The sequence below is a fragment of the Thermohalobaculum sp. genome, from assembly GCF_058622915.1.
Map to the genome: position 1 here is coordinate 1 of NZ_JBZSYN010000147.1, position 16,236 is coordinate 16,236.

Annotated in this window: 12 protein-coding genes; 3 read left to right on the forward strand and 9 right to left on the reverse strand. The window is 69.8% G+C overall.

Features of this window, described 5'->3' with window-relative positions; all coding sequences use genetic code 11:
- The 3 genes from AC32QD_RS11415 to alaS form a co-directional block, all read left to right on the forward strand.
- Positions 1-1,397, forward strand: a 1,397-nt coding sequence (locus AC32QD_RS11415) for an ATP-binding protein (protein WP_492010626.1), incomplete at its 5' end; no start/stop codon positions are given.
- Positions 1,398-1,554: 157 nt separating this feature from the next.
- Positions 1,555-2,631 carry a recombinase RecA gene (gene recA, locus AC32QD_RS11420; protein WP_492010627.1) on the forward strand — a complete coding sequence of 359 codons (1,077 nt, stop codon included), beginning with the start codon at positions 1,555-1,557 and terminating at the stop codon, positions 2,629-2,631.
- A 352-nt stretch (positions 2,632-2,983) separates the two neighbouring features.
- A complete protein-coding gene (alaS, locus tag AC32QD_RS11425; RefSeq protein ID WP_492010628.1) occupies positions 2,984-5,662 on the forward strand; it encodes an alanine--tRNA ligase in 2,679 nt (892 codons plus the stop codon).
- A 419-nt stretch (positions 5,663-6,081) separates the two neighbouring features.
- Here the strand turns inward: alaS and AC32QD_RS11430 are convergent, their stop codons facing one another.
- The 9 genes from AC32QD_RS11430 to guaA all read right to left on the reverse strand — a co-directional run bounded on the left by AC32QD_RS11430 (position 6,082) and on the right by guaA (position 16,060).
- Entirely contained in the window at positions 6,082-7,482 is a 1,401-nt protein-coding gene (locus AC32QD_RS11430; protein ID WP_492010629.1) for a pyruvate dehydrogenase complex dihydrolipoamide acetyltransferase, read from the reverse strand.
- A 13-nt stretch (positions 7,483-7,495) separates the two neighbouring features.
- On the reverse strand, positions 7,496-8,923 hold the full coding sequence (locus tag AC32QD_RS11435; protein WP_492010630.1) for a pyruvate dehydrogenase complex E1 component subunit beta: 1,428 nt from the start codon (positions 8,921-8,923) through the stop codon (positions 7,496-7,498).
- A 17-nt stretch (positions 8,924-8,940) separates the two neighbouring features.
- Entirely contained in the window at positions 8,941-10,050 is a 1,110-nt protein-coding gene (pdhA, locus tag AC32QD_RS11440) for a pyruvate dehydrogenase (acetyl-transferring) E1 component subunit alpha (RefSeq protein WP_492010631.1), read from the reverse strand.
- 175 nt (positions 10,051-10,225) lie between these two features.
- Positions 10,226-10,525: an FtsB family cell division protein gene (locus AC32QD_RS11445; RefSeq protein WP_492010632.1), complete on the reverse strand. Its 300-nt coding sequence runs from the start codon at positions 10,523-10,525 to the stop codon at positions 10,226-10,228.
- A 149-nt stretch (positions 10,526-10,674) separates the two neighbouring features.
- On the reverse strand, positions 10,675-11,955 hold the full coding sequence (gene eno / locus AC32QD_RS11450; RefSeq protein WP_492010633.1) for a phosphopyruvate hydratase: 1,281 nt from the start codon (positions 11,953-11,955) through the stop codon (positions 10,675-10,677).
- Between the two features lie 130 nt (positions 11,956-12,085).
- The gene (gene mazG, locus AC32QD_RS11455; protein ID WP_492010634.1) at positions 12,086-12,934 is read right to left on the reverse strand and encodes a nucleoside triphosphate pyrophosphohydrolase; all 849 of its coding nucleotides are present in this window, start codon (positions 12,932-12,934) and stop codon (positions 12,086-12,088) included.
- On the reverse strand, positions 12,931-13,842 hold the full coding sequence (locus tag AC32QD_RS11460; protein WP_492010635.1) for a DMT family transporter: 912 nt from the start codon (positions 13,840-13,842) through the stop codon (positions 12,931-12,933). The genes mazG and AC32QD_RS11460 overlap by 4 nt, the downstream gene beginning before the upstream one ends.
- Positions 13,830-14,507 (reverse strand): YdcF family protein, encoded by a 678-nt coding sequence (locus tag AC32QD_RS11465; RefSeq protein WP_492010636.1) that lies wholly within the window; start codon positions 14,505-14,507, stop codon positions 13,830-13,832. The genes AC32QD_RS11460 and AC32QD_RS11465 overlap by 13 nt, the downstream gene beginning before the upstream one ends.
- On the reverse strand, positions 14,498-16,060 hold the full coding sequence (gene guaA / locus AC32QD_RS11470) for a glutamine-hydrolyzing GMP synthase (protein WP_492010637.1): 1,563 nt from the start codon (positions 16,058-16,060) through the stop codon (positions 14,498-14,500). The genes AC32QD_RS11465 and guaA overlap by 10 nt, the downstream gene beginning before the upstream one ends.
- Positions 16,061-16,236: the final 176 nt, after the last annotated feature.

Consider the following 16,236-nt stretch of genomic DNA (forward strand, 5'->3'; position numbering starts at 1 on the left):
CCCGCGAGGTCACGGGCATGGAGCTCGAGCCCGGCGCCGCGCTCGCAGAGCTGGTCGAGCCGCTGGGCCGGCCGGTCGACCTGCTCTTGAGCGATACCTCGAGCCGGCGCGAGATGGTGCGCCTGCGCGGCGCCGCCAACGACACCTTCCTGCATATTTCGCTGACGCCGGTGACGCTCGACAACACGCCGGGTCTGCTCGCGGTGCTGAGCGATGCGAGCGAGCTGCGGCTCTTGGAAGACAAGTTCGCCCAGTCGCAGAAGATGGAGGCGGTGGGCAAGCTGGCGGGCGGTGTCGCGCATGATTTCAACAACGTGCTCACCGCTATCAGCGGCCATTCCGACCTGCTGCTGCTGGGCAAGGACGCGCTGCATCCGGAATATTCCGATCTCATGCAGATCCGCCAGAACACGCACCGCGCCGCAGCCCTGGTGCGCCAGCTTCTGGCGTTCTCGCGCAAGCAGACGCTCAAGCCCGCGCTGCTCTCGGTGCAGGACGTGGTCTCGGACACGCAGTACCTGCTCGACCGCCTGATCGGCGAGAAGGTGGCGCTGACCGTCGAGCACGGGGCCGAGCTGTGGCCGGTCCGCGCCGATCAGCAGCAGCTCGAGCAGGCGTTGATGAACCTTGTCGTCAACGCCCGCGACGCCATGCCCGACGGCGGCACCGTGGCACTGGGCACGCGCAACCTCACGCTCGAGGAGCAGCACGAGCGGCAGGCCGTGGAGGTGCCCGCCGGCGCCTATGTCGAGATCAGCGTCTCGGATGGCGGGGCGGGCATCCCGCCGCAGCTGATCGACCGCATCTTCGATCCGTTCTTCACCACCAAGCCGCGCGGCGAGGGTACGGGGCTCGGGCTCTCGACCGTCTACGGCATCGTCAAGCAGACCGGCGGCTACATCTTCGCCGAGAACCGGCCCGAGGGCGGCGCCCGCTTCCGCATCCTGTTGCCGCGCGCCCATGCGCAGGAGGGCGAGGCCGGCGCGGAGGCTCCGCCGCCCCCGCCCGACCGCCGCGACCTGACCGGCAAGGGCGTGGTGCTGCTGGTCGAGGACGAGGACCCGGTGCGCTCGTTTGCCTCGCGCGCCCTGAAGCTGCGCGGCTACGATGTCGTCGAGGCGGCCTCGGCGGAGCAGGCGATGACGTTTCTCTCCGAGCCGGCGAATCATGTGGACGTGCTGGTCTCCGACGTGGTCATGCCGGGGATGGACGGGCCGACCTTCGCAGCCGAGGCGTGCAAGTTGCGGCCCGGGCTGCGCGTCGTCTTCGTCTCTGGCTATGCCGAGGATACCTTCCGCCGCACCTTGCTGGAGCAGGAGTTCCTGTTCCTGCCCAAGCCGTTCTCGCTGACCGACTTGACCGCCAAGGTGAAGGAGGCGCTGGGAGAGGCTGCGTAAGCCGGCTGGCGTTAACGCTTCCTCAACCATGACGCGCTCAACTGGTGGCGGAGGAACACAGTTTGTTCTTTATTTGTCCTGGCTTTTGTGCGAACGTCTGTGGAACATGGCTGCAATTGCAAGCCCCTAGGCGATGTGAAATAAGGAACATGAGGCAATGGGCGAGACCCTTCTGAGGCTGGACGAAAGGCGCGGCATGGACAAGGCGAAAGCTCTCGAATCGGCCCTCGCGCAGATCGAGCGGAACTTCGGCAAGGGCTCGATCATGAAGCTCGGCCAGCGCGACCCGGCGCAGGACATCGAGGCGGTCTCGACCGGCTCGCTGGGCCTCGACATCGCGCTCGGCATCGGCGGGCTGCCCAAGGGCCGCGTGATCGAGATCTACGGGCCGGAGAGCTCGGGCAAGACCACGCTGGCGCTGCACGTCATCGCCGAGCAGCAGAAGACGGGCGGCGTGTGCGCCTTCGTCGACGCCGAGCACGCGCTCGATCCCGCCTATGCGCGCCGCCTCGGGGTCGATGTCGACGAGCTGCTGATCTCCCAGCCCGACGCGGGCGAGCAGGCGCTCGAGATCACCGACACGCTGGTGCGCTCCGGCGCCGTCTCGATCGTGGTGGTCGACTCGGTCGCCGCGCTCACGCCCAGGGCCGAGCTCGAGGGCGACATGGGCGAGGCGCAGATGGGCCTGCAGGCGCGGCTGATGAGCCAGGCGATGCGCAAGCTCACCTCCTCGATCAGCCGCTCGCGCTGCATGGTCATCTTCATTAACCAGATCCGCCAGAAGATCGGCGTGATGTTCGGCAACCCCGAGACCACCACGGGCGGCAACGCGCTCAAGTTCTACGCGAGCGTCCGCCTCGACATCCGCCGCATCGGCTCGATCAAGGATCGCGACGAGGTCGTGGGCAATACCACCCGGGTCAAGGTGGTCAAGAACAAGGTGGCGCCGCCGTTCCGCCAGGTCGAGTTCGACATCATGTATGGCGAAGGCATCTCGAAGATGGGCGAGCTGATCGACCTCGGCGTCAAGGCCGGCGTGGTCGAGAAGTCGGGCGCCTGGTTCTCCTACAGCGACCAGCGCATCGGCCAGGGGCGGGAGAACGCCAAGACCTTCCTCAAGGACAACCCCGACGTGGCGCTGGACATCGAGGACAAGATCCGCGCGGCCCACGGCCTCGACTTCGGCGCCGGGGCCGATCCCGACCAGGCCGACGACGAGGTGATCGTGGCCTGATCGCGGCGCCGCCACGCAGACAGTGACGGCCCGGCCCGCGCGCCGGGCCGTTTCGCATCCGGCGCCCTCGGTAGCGCGGTCGGGCTCGGGCGAGCGAAGCCGAGCGCAGTGCGCGTTCCGTTAACCATAGGAACGCGCTACGGAGGTAATTCAATAAAATCAATTGGTTAAATATGCGTCCAAATTTGGACGCCATGCCGGATCTGGCACCGGGGTCCGGAAAGTCCGATCCGGGAAGGCCGTGGCCGGTCCCCTCGCAGGGCCGGCCGGGACCGTTTTCGGGCCGGTGGACACCCGACGGGCCGCAAGCTAAGAGATCGCCGGAGAGCCATTTTTTCGCTGCGGAGCTTCCATGGCGTCGCTGAACGAGATCCGGACGACCTTTCTCGACTACTTCGCACGGCACGATCACCAGATCGTGCCGTCCTCGCCGCTGGTGCCGCGCAACGACCCGACCCTGCTGTTCACCAATGCCGGGATGGTTCAGTTCAAGAACGTCTTCACCGGGCTGGAGCAGCGCGACTACCAGCGCGCCGTGACCGCGCAGAAATGCCTGCGCGCGGGGGGCAAGCACAACGACCTGGACCGGGTCGGCTATACCGCACGCCACCACACCTTCTTCGAGATGCTCGGCAACTTCTCCTTCGGCGACTACTTCAAGGAGCTGGCGATCCCGCTCGCCTGGGAGCTGGTCACCAAGGAGTACGGCCTGCCCAAGGAGCGGCTCCTGGTGACCGTCTTCCACGAGGACGACGAGGCCGCCGCGGCGTGGAAAAAGCACGCCGGCCTGCCCGACGAGCGCATCATCCGCATCCCGACCGCCGACAATTTCTGGTCGATGGGCGCGACCGGCCCCTGCGGCCCCTGCTCGGAGATCTTCTTCGACCACGGCCCCGATATCCCCGGCGGCCCGCCCGGCAGCCCTGACGAGGACGGCGACCGCTTCATCGAGATCTGGAACCTCGTCTTCATGCAGTTCGAGCAGTTCGAGGACGGCCGGCGCGAGGCCCTGCCCAGGCCCTCGATCGACACCGGCATGGGGCTCGAGCGGGTCGGCGCGGTCCTGCAGGGCAAGCACGACAACTACGACACCGACCTGATGCGGGCCCTGATCGAGGCGAGCGCGCATGCCTCCTCGAGCGACCCGGACGGTCCGGGCAAGGTGCACCACCGGGTGATCGCCGACCACCTGCGGGCCACCTCGTTCCTGATCGCCGACGGGGTCCTGCCCTCGAACGAGGGCCGCGGCTACGTGCTGCGCCGGATCATGCGCCGGGCCATGCGCCACGCCCACCTGCTCGGCGTCGACCGGCCGCTGATGCACCGGCTGGTGCCGGCGCTGGTGCAGCAGATGGGCCTGGCCTACCCTGAGCTCGGCCGCGCCCAGGTGCTGATCTCCGAGACGCTCGAGATCGAGGAGAAGCGCTTCCGCGACACGCTGGACCGCGGGCTCAGGCTCTTGGGCGAGGAGCTCGAGTGCCTGCCCGACCGCGCGCCGCTTCCGGGCGAGGTGGCCTTCAAGCTCTACGACACCTACGGCTTCCCGCTCGACCTCACCCAGGACGCGCTGCGCGAGATGGGCCGCAGCGTCGACACCGCCGGCTTCGACCGGGCGATGGCCGAGCAGAAGGCGCGCGCCCGCGCCGCCTGGGCGGGCTCGGGCGAGGCAAGGGAGGAGGGGATCTGGTTCGACCTGCGCGACGAGCTGGGCGGCACCGACTTCCTCGGCTACGAGACCGAGCAGGCCGAGGGCGTGATCGGCGCCCTGGTCCGCGACGGCGCCCGGGTCCAGCAGGCGAAGGCCGGTGACCGGGTCCGCATCGTGCTCAACCAGACGCCCTTCTATGCCGAATCCGGCGGCCAGGTCGGCGACCAGGGCACGCTGCGCACGCCCAATGGCCGCGCCCGCATCACCGACGTGCAGCGCCGCGCCGAGCGCGTGTTCGTCCACGAGGCGGTGGTCGAGGAGGGCGAGATCCGCGCCGGCGACGCCGCCGAGCTCGCCGTCGACGGCGAGCGCCGGGCGCGGATACGGGCCAACCACTCGGCGACGCACCTTCTGCACGAGGCGCTGCGCGGACATCTGGGCGAGCACGTCGCCCAGCGGGGCAGCCTGGTGGCGCCCGACCGGCTGCGCTTCGACTTCGCCCAGCCCAAGGGCATGACCGGCGAGCAGGTCGCCGAGGTCGAGGCCGAGGTGAACGCCTATATCCGGCAGAACGACGAGGTCTCCACCCGCATCATGACGCCCGATGAGGCCGAGGCCATGGGCGCCCGGGCGCTGTTCGGCGAAAAATACGGCGAGGAGGTGCGCGTGGTCGCCATGGGCCGCCGCGCGCCGGGCGCGACGGGACCCGCGGGGCGCGTCTACTCGATGGAGCTGTGCGGCGGCACGCATGTGCGCCGCACCGGCGATATCGGCGTGTTCAAGATCGTCTCGGAGGGCGCCACCAGCGCCGGCGTGCGCCGCATCGAGGCGTTCACCGGCGCCCATGCGCTGGACCATCTGGAGGCCGAGGAGCAGGCGCTCGGCCAGATCGCGGCGGCGCTGCGCGTGCCGGCCGCGGAGGCGGCCAAGCGGGTGACGGCGCTGATCGAGGAGCGCAAGGCGCTGCAGGCCGAGCTGGCCGAGCTGAGGCGGCGCGTGGCGCTGGGCGGCGGCGGGGCCGGCGAGGCGGCGCCCGAGCCCAAGCGGATCAAGGGCGTGACCTTCCTCGCCCGCCGGCTCGCCGGGGTCAACCCGAAGGACCTGCGCGGCCTGATCGACGAGCAGAAGGGCAAGCTCGGCTCGGGCGTGGTCCTCTTGATCGCCGAGACCGACGGCAAGGCCACCGTCGCGGCCGGCGTCACCGACGACCTGACCGGGCGGGTCTCGGCCATCGACCTGGTCCGCGCCGCGGTCGAGGCCGTCGGCGGCAAGGGCGGCGGCGGCCGGCCCGACATGGCCCAGGGCGGCGGTCCGGACCCCTCGAAGGCCGATGAGGCGATCCGCGCGGCCGAGGCGCTGATCGAGGCCCGAGCGGCCGCCTAGGCCGGCTGCGTTTTCCCCCTGGAACAGGGCCGGATTCTGGGGTTTTTGCCTCGAAGCACCCCTGTCCACGCGTGGACATGTGGTTATCACATTGATTCAAAAAGAAAAACCGTGTTGACGGTTCTTATGGTTAACGGGCCATCGGCGACAGGTTCCGTCCGCTGCGGACAGAAGGGCGCCCGGAGCAGCGTGAGCTGCCCGCCTGCGCGGGAACGTCAGATCGGAGGGTGCGCGCCGTCGGCCCCGGCCGGCATTTCACCGGCCTCACCTCGGCGACCATTGCGCCGGATGCATGTCGTTGAAGCGGCGGCGCCCCCAATCCTGACCCGGGGCCCCTCGCGGTCGGTGTAAAGCCCGGCCCTGGGGCCAGGGCGCAGCGCGGTTTCAAGTCGACGGGGGCCTCTCAGCGCAAGCCGGTCTCACATCAGCATCGACAGCGGGTCCTCGAGATAGCTCTTCACGGCCTCGAGGAACCGCGCGCCGAGCGCGCCGTCGATGACCCGGTGATCGACCGAGAGCGTCGCCGTCATCAGGGTCGCCACGGCGACGGCGCCGTCGCGCACCACCGGCTTCTGCACCCCCGTGCCCACGGCGAGGATCGAGCCGTGCGGCGGGTTGATCACCGCGTCGAAGCTCTCGATGCCGAACATGCCGAGGTTGGAGACGGCGAAGCTGCCGCCGAGGTATTCCTGCGGTGCCAGCTTGCGCTCGCGGGCACGGGTGGCGAGGTCCTTCATCTCGGCCGAGATCGCGGAGAGCGATTTGGTCTCGGCATCCCGGATCACCGGCGTGAACAGCCCGCCGTCGATGGCCACGGCGACGGCCACGTCGGAGGCGCGGAACTTCAGGATGCGGTCGCCGGCCCATGCGGCGTTGCAGTCGGGCACCTGCTGCAGCGCCAGCGCGCAGGCCTTGATGATGTAGTCGTTGACCGACAGCTTGATGCCGCGCGCCTCGCCCCGCGTGTTCATCTGCGCGCGCACCGTCAACAGCTCGTCGAGCGCGATGTCGCGGCGCAGGTAGAAATGCGGGATGGTCTGCTTGGCCTCGGTCAGCCGCGCCGCGATGGTCTTGCGCATGCCGTCCAGCGTCATCTCCTCGAAGGCGCGGCCCTCGTAGATGCGCTTGACCGCCTCGGCGCCGGGCCCGGCGGGGGCGGCGACGGCCGGGGCGGGCTGCGCCGCGGTGGCTGCGGGGGCCGGGGCACCCGCTGCGGCACCCGCTGCGGCCCCTGCCGGAGCCTTCTCGATGTCGGCCTTGACGATGCGGCCGTGCGGACCCGAGCCCGCGAGCCGCGTGAGGTCGATGCCCTTCTCCTTCGCCAGCCGGCGCGCCAGTGGCGAGGCGAAGACGCGCCCGCCCCCGGCGGTCGCGGGCGCGGGCGGGGCAGGGGTCGCGCTCGGTGCCGGCCCGGCGGGCGCAGCCGCGGCGGCGGCCGGAGCCGGGGCGGATTTCGCGGCCTCGGGCGCGGCCGTCTTCTCGGCGGGCTGCGCCTTGTCCTCGCCATTGCCCTTGGGTGCCGCGGCCGCCGGCGCCTTCGCCGGCGCCCCGGCACCGGCCAGCGCGGACTCGTCCTCGCCCTCCTCGAGCAGGATGCCGATGACGTCGTTGACCTTCACGCCCTCGGTGCCCTCGGGCACCACGATCCTGCCGAGCGTGCCCTCCTCGACCGCCTCGTACTCCATGGTAGCCTTGTCGGTCTCGATCTCGGCGATCACGTCGCCGGGCTCGATCTTGTCGCCCTCGGCCTTGAGCCAGCGGGCGAGCTTGCCCTCCTCCATGGTGGGCGAAAGCGCGGGCATCAGGATGTTGATCGGCATCGCCTCGCCCCCCTCAGCGGTAGCACACGGATTTCGCCGCCGCGACCACCTCGTCGGTGGTCACCAGCGCCATCTTCTCGAGATTCGCCGCATAGGGCATCGGCACGTCCTTTCCGGTGCAGTTGAGGACCGGCGCGTCGAGATAGTCGAACGCCTCCGCCATCAGCAGCGCCGAGATGTGGTTGCCGATCGAGCAGACCGGGAAGCCCTCCTCGATGGTGACGCAGCGGTTGGTCTTCATCACCGAGCGGATCACCGCGTCCTTGTCGAGCGGGCGCAGCGTGCGCAGGTCGATCACCTCGGCCGAGATGCCCTCCCCGGCCAGCCGGTCGGCGGCCTCGAGCGCGTAGGTCATGCCGATGCCGAAGCTCACCAGCGTCACGTCCTCGCCCTTGCGCCACAGCTTGGCCTTGCCGATCGGCACGGTGAAGTCGTCGAGCTCGGGCACGTCGAAGCTCTTGCCGTAGAGGATCTCGTTTTCGAGGAAGATCACCGGGTTGGGGTCGCGCACGGCCGATTTCAGCAGCCCCTTGTAGTCGGCCGCCGAGTAGGGCTGGACCAGCTTGAGCCCGGGCACGTGGGCATACCACGCGGCATAGTCCTGGCTGTGCTGCGCAGCGACGCGGGCGGCGGCGCCGTTGGGGCCGCGGAACACGATGGGGCAGCGCATCTGCCCGCCCGACATGTAGTTGGTCTTGGCCGCCGAGTTGATGATCTGATCCATCGCCTGCATGGCGAAGTTGAAGGTCATGAACTCGACGATGGGCCTGAGCCCGCCCATGGCGGCGCCGACCGCGAGCCCGGTGAAGCCGTGCTCGGTGATCGGCGTGTCGATCACGCGGCTGGCGCCGAACTCGTCGAGGATGCCCTGGGTGATCTTGTAGGCGCCCTGGTACTCGGCGACCTCCTCGCCCATGATGAAGACCTCGCCGTCGCGGCGCATCTCTTCGGCGATGGCGTCGCGCAGCGCCTCGCGCACGGTCTGGGCCTTCATCACGGTGCCCTCGGGCCACTCGGGCGCCTCGGGCTCGGGGTCGGGCAGCTTGGCGCCCGGCTGCTGCGGGATGGGCAGGTCGTGGCGGACGTCCGATTCGGCGTCCGCCCTGGGGGCCTCGGCCGCCTGCGGCGCGGCAGCGGCCTTGTCCTCGCCGTCGCTCTTGGGCGTTGTGGCGGCCGTCTCGGCGGCTGCGGAATCCTCGCCCTCCTCGAGCAGGACGGCGATCACCTGGTTGACCTTGACGCCCTCGGTGCCCTCGGGGATCACGATCCTGCCGACCACGCCTTCGTCCACGGCCTCGTATTCCATGGTGGCCTTGTCGGTCTCGATCTCGGCGATGATGTCGCCGGAGCTGACCTTGTCGCCCTCCTTGACGTTCCACTTGGCGAGCTTGCCCTCCTCCATGGTGGGCGAGAGCGCGGGCATCAGTACCTGGATTGTCATCTCGCTATCCCCCGGCCTCACGCTTCCACATAGACGTCGGTCCACAGCTCGGAGGGGTCGGGCTCCGGGCTCTCCTGGGCGAAGCTGGCCGCTTCGTTGATGATGTTGCGGATGTCCTTGTCGACCTCTTTGACCGCCTCCTCGTCGGCATAGCCCTCGGCCAGGATGAACTTGCGCAGGGTGTCGATCGGGTCGTGCTGCTCGCGCATCTTCGAGACCTCGTCGCGCGTGCGGTACTTGGCCGGGTCGGACATCGAGTGGCCGCGATAGCGGTAGGTCTTCATCTCCAGGATGTAGGGCCCCTTGCCGGCGCGGCAGTGCGCGATGGCCTTGGCGCCGGCCGCCTTGACCTTGAGCACGTCCATGCCGTCGACCTCCTCGCCGGGGATGCCGAACGCCTCGCCGCGGCGCCACAGCGCTGGCGTGGCGGTGGCGCGCTCCTGCGAGGTGCCCATGGAGTACTTGTTGTTCTCGATCACGAAGACGCAGGGCAGCTTCCACAGCGCCGCCATGTTCAGCGCCTCGTAGACCTGGCCCTGGTTCGAGGCGCCCTCGCCGAAATAGGTCAGGCAGACATTGTCATTGCCGCGGTACTTGTTGGAGAAGGCCAGTCCCGCGCCGATCGGCACCTGGGCGCCGACGATGCCGTGGCCGCCGAAGAACTTCTTTTCCACCGAGAACATGTGCATCGAGCCGCCCTTGCCCCGGGAGTAGCCGTCCCTGCGGCCCGTGAGCTCGGCCATCACGCCCTTGGGGTCCATGCCGGTGGCGAGCATGTGGCCGTGGTCGCGGTAGGAGGTGACGACCTGGTCGCCCTCCTTGCAGTCGGCCTGGAGCCCGACGACGACGGCCTCCTGCCCGATATAGAGGTGGCAGAAGCCGCCGATCAGCCCCATGCCGTAGAGCTGGCCGGCCTTCTCCTCGAAGCGGCGGATCTGCAGCATGTCGCGGTAGTAGCGGAGCAGCTCGTCCTTCGAATAGGACTCGGCGGCGGCGCCGGATTTCCCCTTGGCCCCGGTCCGGCTCGTTTTGGTCTGGCCGGCCGCGCTTCGGCTCGCCTTGGTCTGGCTGGCCTTGGTCTGGCTGGCCTTGCGCGGGCTGGTTGCCTTCGGTTTCGGGTCGGCCATGTTTCCTCCTCCCGGTCGGGCAAGTGGCGGCATGTGCGAGGCCGCGTGCCTCTGGTTTCGGCCATGATACGACGTTTTGTCAAAGGCACGCACGAAACTTTCCGCTCACGGCCTTGCGAAATTGGCAGCGGCGGGGGCGGCAAGTTGCGTTTCGAGGGAGGTGGGCGAGAGATGCTTAACGGATCACCAGCTCGTCGCGGCGCACATAGCCCAGGACGGCGCGGGCGCGCTCGTCCAGAAGCTCGAGGTCCAGATAGTTGGTGCTCAGCCGGTGCACCTTGTTCTCGAGCGCCTTGTGCTCGGCGCGGGTGCGGTCCAGCTCGGCCGTGAGCTCGCGCTCGAGCCCCTGCGCCTGGTGCAGCGCCGCAAGCCCGTGGTCGCCCTGCAACCCGCTGTGCGCGAACACCGCCAGCACGGCGATCAGGGCGATATAAAAGGCGGGGGTCACGATCTGACCCCAGTTCCACCTGCTCATCACGGCTCCGCCGATCACGTCGTCACCTGCACGCACCTCAACCCGAACGCATTCTTGATCAGTTGCTTGACCGTGAAAAGGTCAGATCCGGCTTCAGGGAATCACGGTAACCTGAGTGGGTCTTTTGAGAGACAGGGGCCGCCAGTGGCTCAGCCACTGCCGTGCAACGCCGCCCGGCCGGGCCAGACCGCGCCTTCGCCGAGCTCCTCCTCGATGCGGATCAGCTGGTTGTACTTGGCCAGACGGTCCGAGCGGGCAAGCGAGCCGGTCTTGATCTGCCCGCAATTGGTGGCCACGGCGAGGTCGGCGATGGTCGCGTCCTCGGTCTCGCCCGAGCGGTGCGACATCACCGCCGCCATGCCCGCCCGGTGCGCCATCTCGACCGCGTCGAGCGTCTCCGACAGCGTGCCGATCTGGTTGACCTTGACCAGGATGGCGTTGGCCGCGCCCTTCTCGATCCCCTTGGCCAGCCGCACCGGGTTGGTGACGAAGACGTCGTCGCCGACCAACTGGCAGCGCTCGCCGAGGCGCCGGGTCAGCGTGACCCAGCCCTCCCAGTCGTCCTCGGCCATGCCGTCCTCGACCGAGGCGATGGGGTAGTCGTCGACCAGCGCCGCCAGGTAGTCGACCATCTCCTCGCGTCCCAGCGCCCGGCCCTCGCCGGCAAGATCGTACTTGCCCTTGCGATAGAACTCGGTTGCGGCGGCGTCGAGCGCCAGGACCACGTCCTCGCCCGGGCGGTAGCCGGCAGCCTCGACCGCGCGCAGGATCACGTCGAGCGCCTCGCGCGTCGAGCCGAGATTGGGCGCGAAGCCACCCTCGTCGCCGACATTGGTGTTGAGCCCGGCGGCCTTGAGCTCGGCTTTCAGCCTGTGGAAGATCTCGGCGCCGATGCGCACCGCCTCGGCGAGCGAGGCGGCGCCGACCGGCATCACCATGAATTCCTGGATGTCGATCGGGTTGTCGGCGTGCGCGCCGCCGTTGACGATGTTCATCATCGGCACCGGCAGGGTGCGCGCCGAGGTGCCCCCGACATAGCGGTAGAGCGGCAGGCCCACCGAGGCGGCGGCCGCCTTCGCCGCCGCCAGGCTGACGCCCAGGATTGCGTTGGCGCCCAGCCGGCCCTTGTTGGGCGTGCCGTCGAGCTCGATCATGCACTGGTCGATCAGGCGCTGCTCGGTGGCGTCCATGCCGGCGAGTGCCTCGAAGATCTCGCCGTTCGCCGAATCGACCGCGCTCAGCACGCCCTTGCCGCCGTAACGCGCCTCGCCGTCGCGCAGCTCCACCGCCTCGTGCGCCCCGGTCGAGGCGCCCGAGGGCACGGCGGCACGGCCGGTCGAGCCGTCGTCGAGCAGCACGTCGACCTCGACGGTCGGGTTGCCGCGGCTGTCGAGGATCTCGCGGGCAGTGATGTCGACGATCGCGCTCATGGCAGGCCCTCTGCGCTGACGGGTGGTTGGGCAGCGGCATAGCGCGCGCGGCTGGCGCCGTAAAGCGCAAGAGGCGCCCGGCCGGGGCGGCCCGAAGACGCGAGGGGGAGACCTTGCCGGGCGCCGGCGCTCAGCCCGTGCCGTCCGCCTTCTCGGACGCCTTCACCCGGTCCCACAGCGCGTCCATCTCGGCGAGGCTCGCCTCCTGGGGCGTGCGGCCCTCGGCGGCGAGCAGCGCCTCGACCGCGCGGAAGCGCCGCTCGAACTTGGCATTGGCGCCGCGCAGGGCCGACTCGGGATCGAGCTTCAGGTGGCGCGCGAGATTGGCGAGGACGAACAGCAGGTCGCCGTATTCCTCCTCGACGCGGCCGGCATCGCCCGCCTCGATCTCGTGCACCAGCTCGTCCGCCTCCTCGGTGATCTTGGCCAGCACGTCGCGGGAGTCGGACCAGTCGAAGCCCACGGCGGCGGCGCGCCTGGTCAGCTTGAGCGCCCGCGCCAGCGCGGGCAGCGCCGCCGGCACGTCGTCGAGCGCGCTGGCGCGGTGCGCGCCCGCCTCGGCGCGCTCGGCGGCCTTCATGCCCTCCCAGTCGACGTCCTCGGGGCGCGTCAGCGGCGCGCCACGGTCGGGGCCGAACACGTGCGGGTGGCGGCGCACCATCTTGTCCGAGATTGCCCGCACCACGTCGTCGAAGGCGAACTCCCCCGCCTCCTCGGCCATCGCCGAATGGTAGACAACCTGCAGCAGCAGGTCGCCCAGCTCGTCCCGCAGCGCGCCCATGTCGCCCTTCTCGATGGCGTCGGCGACCTCGCAGGCCTCCTCGATGGTGTAGGGCGCGATCGAGCGGAAGTCCTGCGCCCGGTCCCACGGGCAGCCGTCCGGCGCGCGCAGCCGGGCCATGATCTCGATCAGCCGCGCGATCTGCGCACCGCCGTCGAAGACCAGCGCGTCCGATTCGGGGCGCGAGCGACGGGTCATGGCACCACCCGCGCCCGGCGCCGGTTGGCGCGGATGTTCATCAGGTTGCCGGCGAGGATCAGCGCCGCGCCGGCGAAGACGGCCGCCTCCAGCGGCTCGCCATAGAGCAGCATGCCGACCACGGCGATCACCGGCAGGCGCGCGAAATCCATCGGCGAGACGATCGAGGCCGGCGCGCATTTGAGCGCCGAGGTCACGCACAGATGCGCGGTCAGGCCGCAGATGCCGACCACGCCGACCCACAGCACCGCCGCGCCCTGCGGCAGCGCGATGCTGCCGTCGATGCCCGAGCAGACCAGGCCGAAGAAGGCCTGCATCCAGGTCATCCAGAACAAGATCGTCCACACCCCCTCGCTCAGCGACAGCCGCTTGGTCGCCAGCACGTTGCCCGCAAAGCCCACCGCGGCCAGCGTCGCCGCCGCATGCCCGATGCCGAGCGGGCTGATGCCGGGCCGCGCCACCACCAGGATGCCCAGGAAGCCGAGCAGGATGGCGAAGCCGCGCGTGCGGTTCATCTCCTCGCCCAGCAACAGCGGCGCGAACAGCGCCACCCAGATCGGCGTGGTGAACTCGAGCGCGAACACCTGCTCGAGCGGAATCAGCGCGATGGCGTAGAACCACAGGTTCTGGCCGGTGAAGTGGAACAGGTTGCGCACCACGTGCAACCGGAACTGGTGCGTGCGCGCCAGCGCCAGCCGCCCGGTCGCGGCGCCGAATCCGGTGACCAGCACCGCGCCGATGATCGAGCGGTACATCATCAGCTCGAAGGTATCGAGCTGGCGCGACAGCTCGCGCCCCGCCACCGCCATCAGCGAGAACGAGACGATCGCGCCCAGCATCCACAGCGCCGCGCGGGCGGTGCCGGCGCCGTCGGGCAGGACGGTTGCGCTGCGCGTCACCTGATCCATTCCCGTCGCTGTGCCGGCGGCATGCCCGCGGCGCCCAGCGCCTCCCAGCCGGCCACCTTGCCGACGTTGTACCACCAGGCCAGCGACTCGCGCAGGATCGCCAGGCTGTGGTCGACGAGGCTCTCGCGGTCGAGGCCGGGCGCAGCGATGAGCCCGATGTCCGGGTGCCCGTAAAAGTCGGCCAGCATCTCGGCGCGCTCCAGGTGATAGGCATCGGTCAGGATGGCGAGCCGCTTGAGCCCCCGCGCCTTGGCCAGCGCGAAGGAGTAGCGCAGGTTCTCAAACGTCGAGACGGATTTCTCCTCGGCCAGAAGGTCACCCGGCGGGGCGCCGAGCTTGATCGCGTAGTCGCGCATCAGCCGGCCCACGTCGAACTGCGCCTTGCCCAGGGGCCCGCCGGAGAAGATCAGCCGCCGGGCCTTGCCTGCCCTGAGCAGCGCCACCCCGACCCTCACGCGCCGGCGCGAGGAAAAGCCGATCAGGCCGTCGCCGTCGACGCCGCCGCCCAGCACGATGATCGCGTCGACCGGTGCCGCCAGCCCGCGCCCGTCGCCATAGAGCCGCATGTTGCGCTCGGAGGAGAACAGCACCGCGGCGATGGTCACCGCCAGCACGGCGAGCGCGACGGCGGCCGCCCACCCGCCCAGCCGCCGGGCTACTCCCATTCGATCGTCCCCGGCGGCTTCGAGGTCACGTCGTAGACCACGCGGTTGATGCCGTTGACCTCGTTGATGATCCGGTTCGCGGTGCGGCCCAGCAGGTCGTGGCCGAAGGGGTAGTAGTCGGCCGTCATGCCGTCGACCGAGGTCACGGCCCGAAGCGCGCAGGCGTGGTCGTAGGTGCGCCCGTCGCCCATCACGCCGACCGTGCGCACGGGCAAGAGCACGGCGAAGGCCTGCCAGATCTCGTCGTAGAGCCCGGCCCTGCGGATCTCGTCGAGGAAGATCGCGTCGGCGCGGCGCAGGATGTCCAGCTTCTCGCGCGTGATCTCGCCGGGGCAGCGCACCGCCAGCCCCGGGCCGGGGAAGGGGTGGCGGCCGACGAAGCTCTCGGGCAGGCCCAGCTCGCGGCCGAGCGCGCGCACCTCGTCCTTGAACAGCTCGCGCAGCGGCTCGACCAGCTTGAGGTGCATGCGCTCGGGCAGCCCGCCCACGTTGTGATGCGACTTGATGGTCACCGACGGCCCACCCGAGACCGAGACCGATTCGATCACGTCTGGGTAAAGCGTGCCCTGGGCCAGGAACTCGGCGCCGCCGGCCTCGCGGGCATGGCGCTCGAACACGTCGATGAACAGCCGCCCGATGACCTTGCGCTTCTGCTCGGGGTCGGTGACGTCGGCGAGCTCGCGCAGGAATGTCTCGGACTCGTCGGCGTGGATCAGCGGGATGTTGTAGTGGTCGCGGAACAGCCCGACGACCTCGGCCGCCTCGTTGTGGCGCAAGAGCCCGGTGTCGACGAAGACGCAAGCGAGCTGCTCGCCGATCGCCTGGTGGATCAGCACCGCCGCGACCGAGGAGTCGACGCCCCCCGACAGCCCGCAGATCACCCGGCCGTTGCCGACCCGGGCGCGGATCTGGGCGATCGCCTGGTCCCGGTAGGCCGCCATGGTCCAGTCGCCGCGGAAGCCGGCGATGCGGTGGGTGAAGTTCTTCAGCATCCGCGCGCCGTGCGTGGTGTGGTAGACCTCCGGGTGGAACTGCACGCCGTAGAGGCCGCGCGCCGGGTCGGCGATCACCGCGGCGGGCGCGTTGGCCGAGCGGGCCAGCACGGCGAAGCGCGGCGGCAGCTCGGTTACCCGGTCGCCGTGGCTCATCCAGACCTGCTCGGGGCCGTCCGCGAACAGACCCTCGAAGAACGGCGCCTCGGCCACGGGCTCGAGCCAGGCGCGGCCGAACTCGCGGTGATGCCCGCCCTCGACGCGGCCGCCGAGCTGCTCGACCATGACCTGCTGGCCGTAGCAGATGCCCAGCACCGGCACGCCGGCGTCGAACACGGCGCGGTGCGCGCGCGGGCTGTCGGGCTCGGTGACGCTGGCGGGGCCGCCCGACAGGATGATCGCCCTGGGCTTGAGGCGCGAGACCAGCCCGGCGTCGACCTTGTGGAAGGGATGGATCTCGCAGTAGACGTTGCTCTCGCGCAGGCGCCGGGCGATGAGCTGCGTGACCTGGCTGCCGAAATCGACGATCAGGCAGGTTTCGTGCAGGGCGGGGGCGGTCATTGGCGTCTCGGCTCGGCCTTCGTGCGGCGTCGGGGCCCCTCTATATGGCCTTGGCCGCGTCCTGTCACCTGCATGTCGCAACCGGCCAAGGGATGGCCGAAAAAATAAGGTTTCGTGGACCCGATCGGCGCCATCAACGGGGCCGGTGGGCGAAACTTGAAAAACTGGCCTGGCTG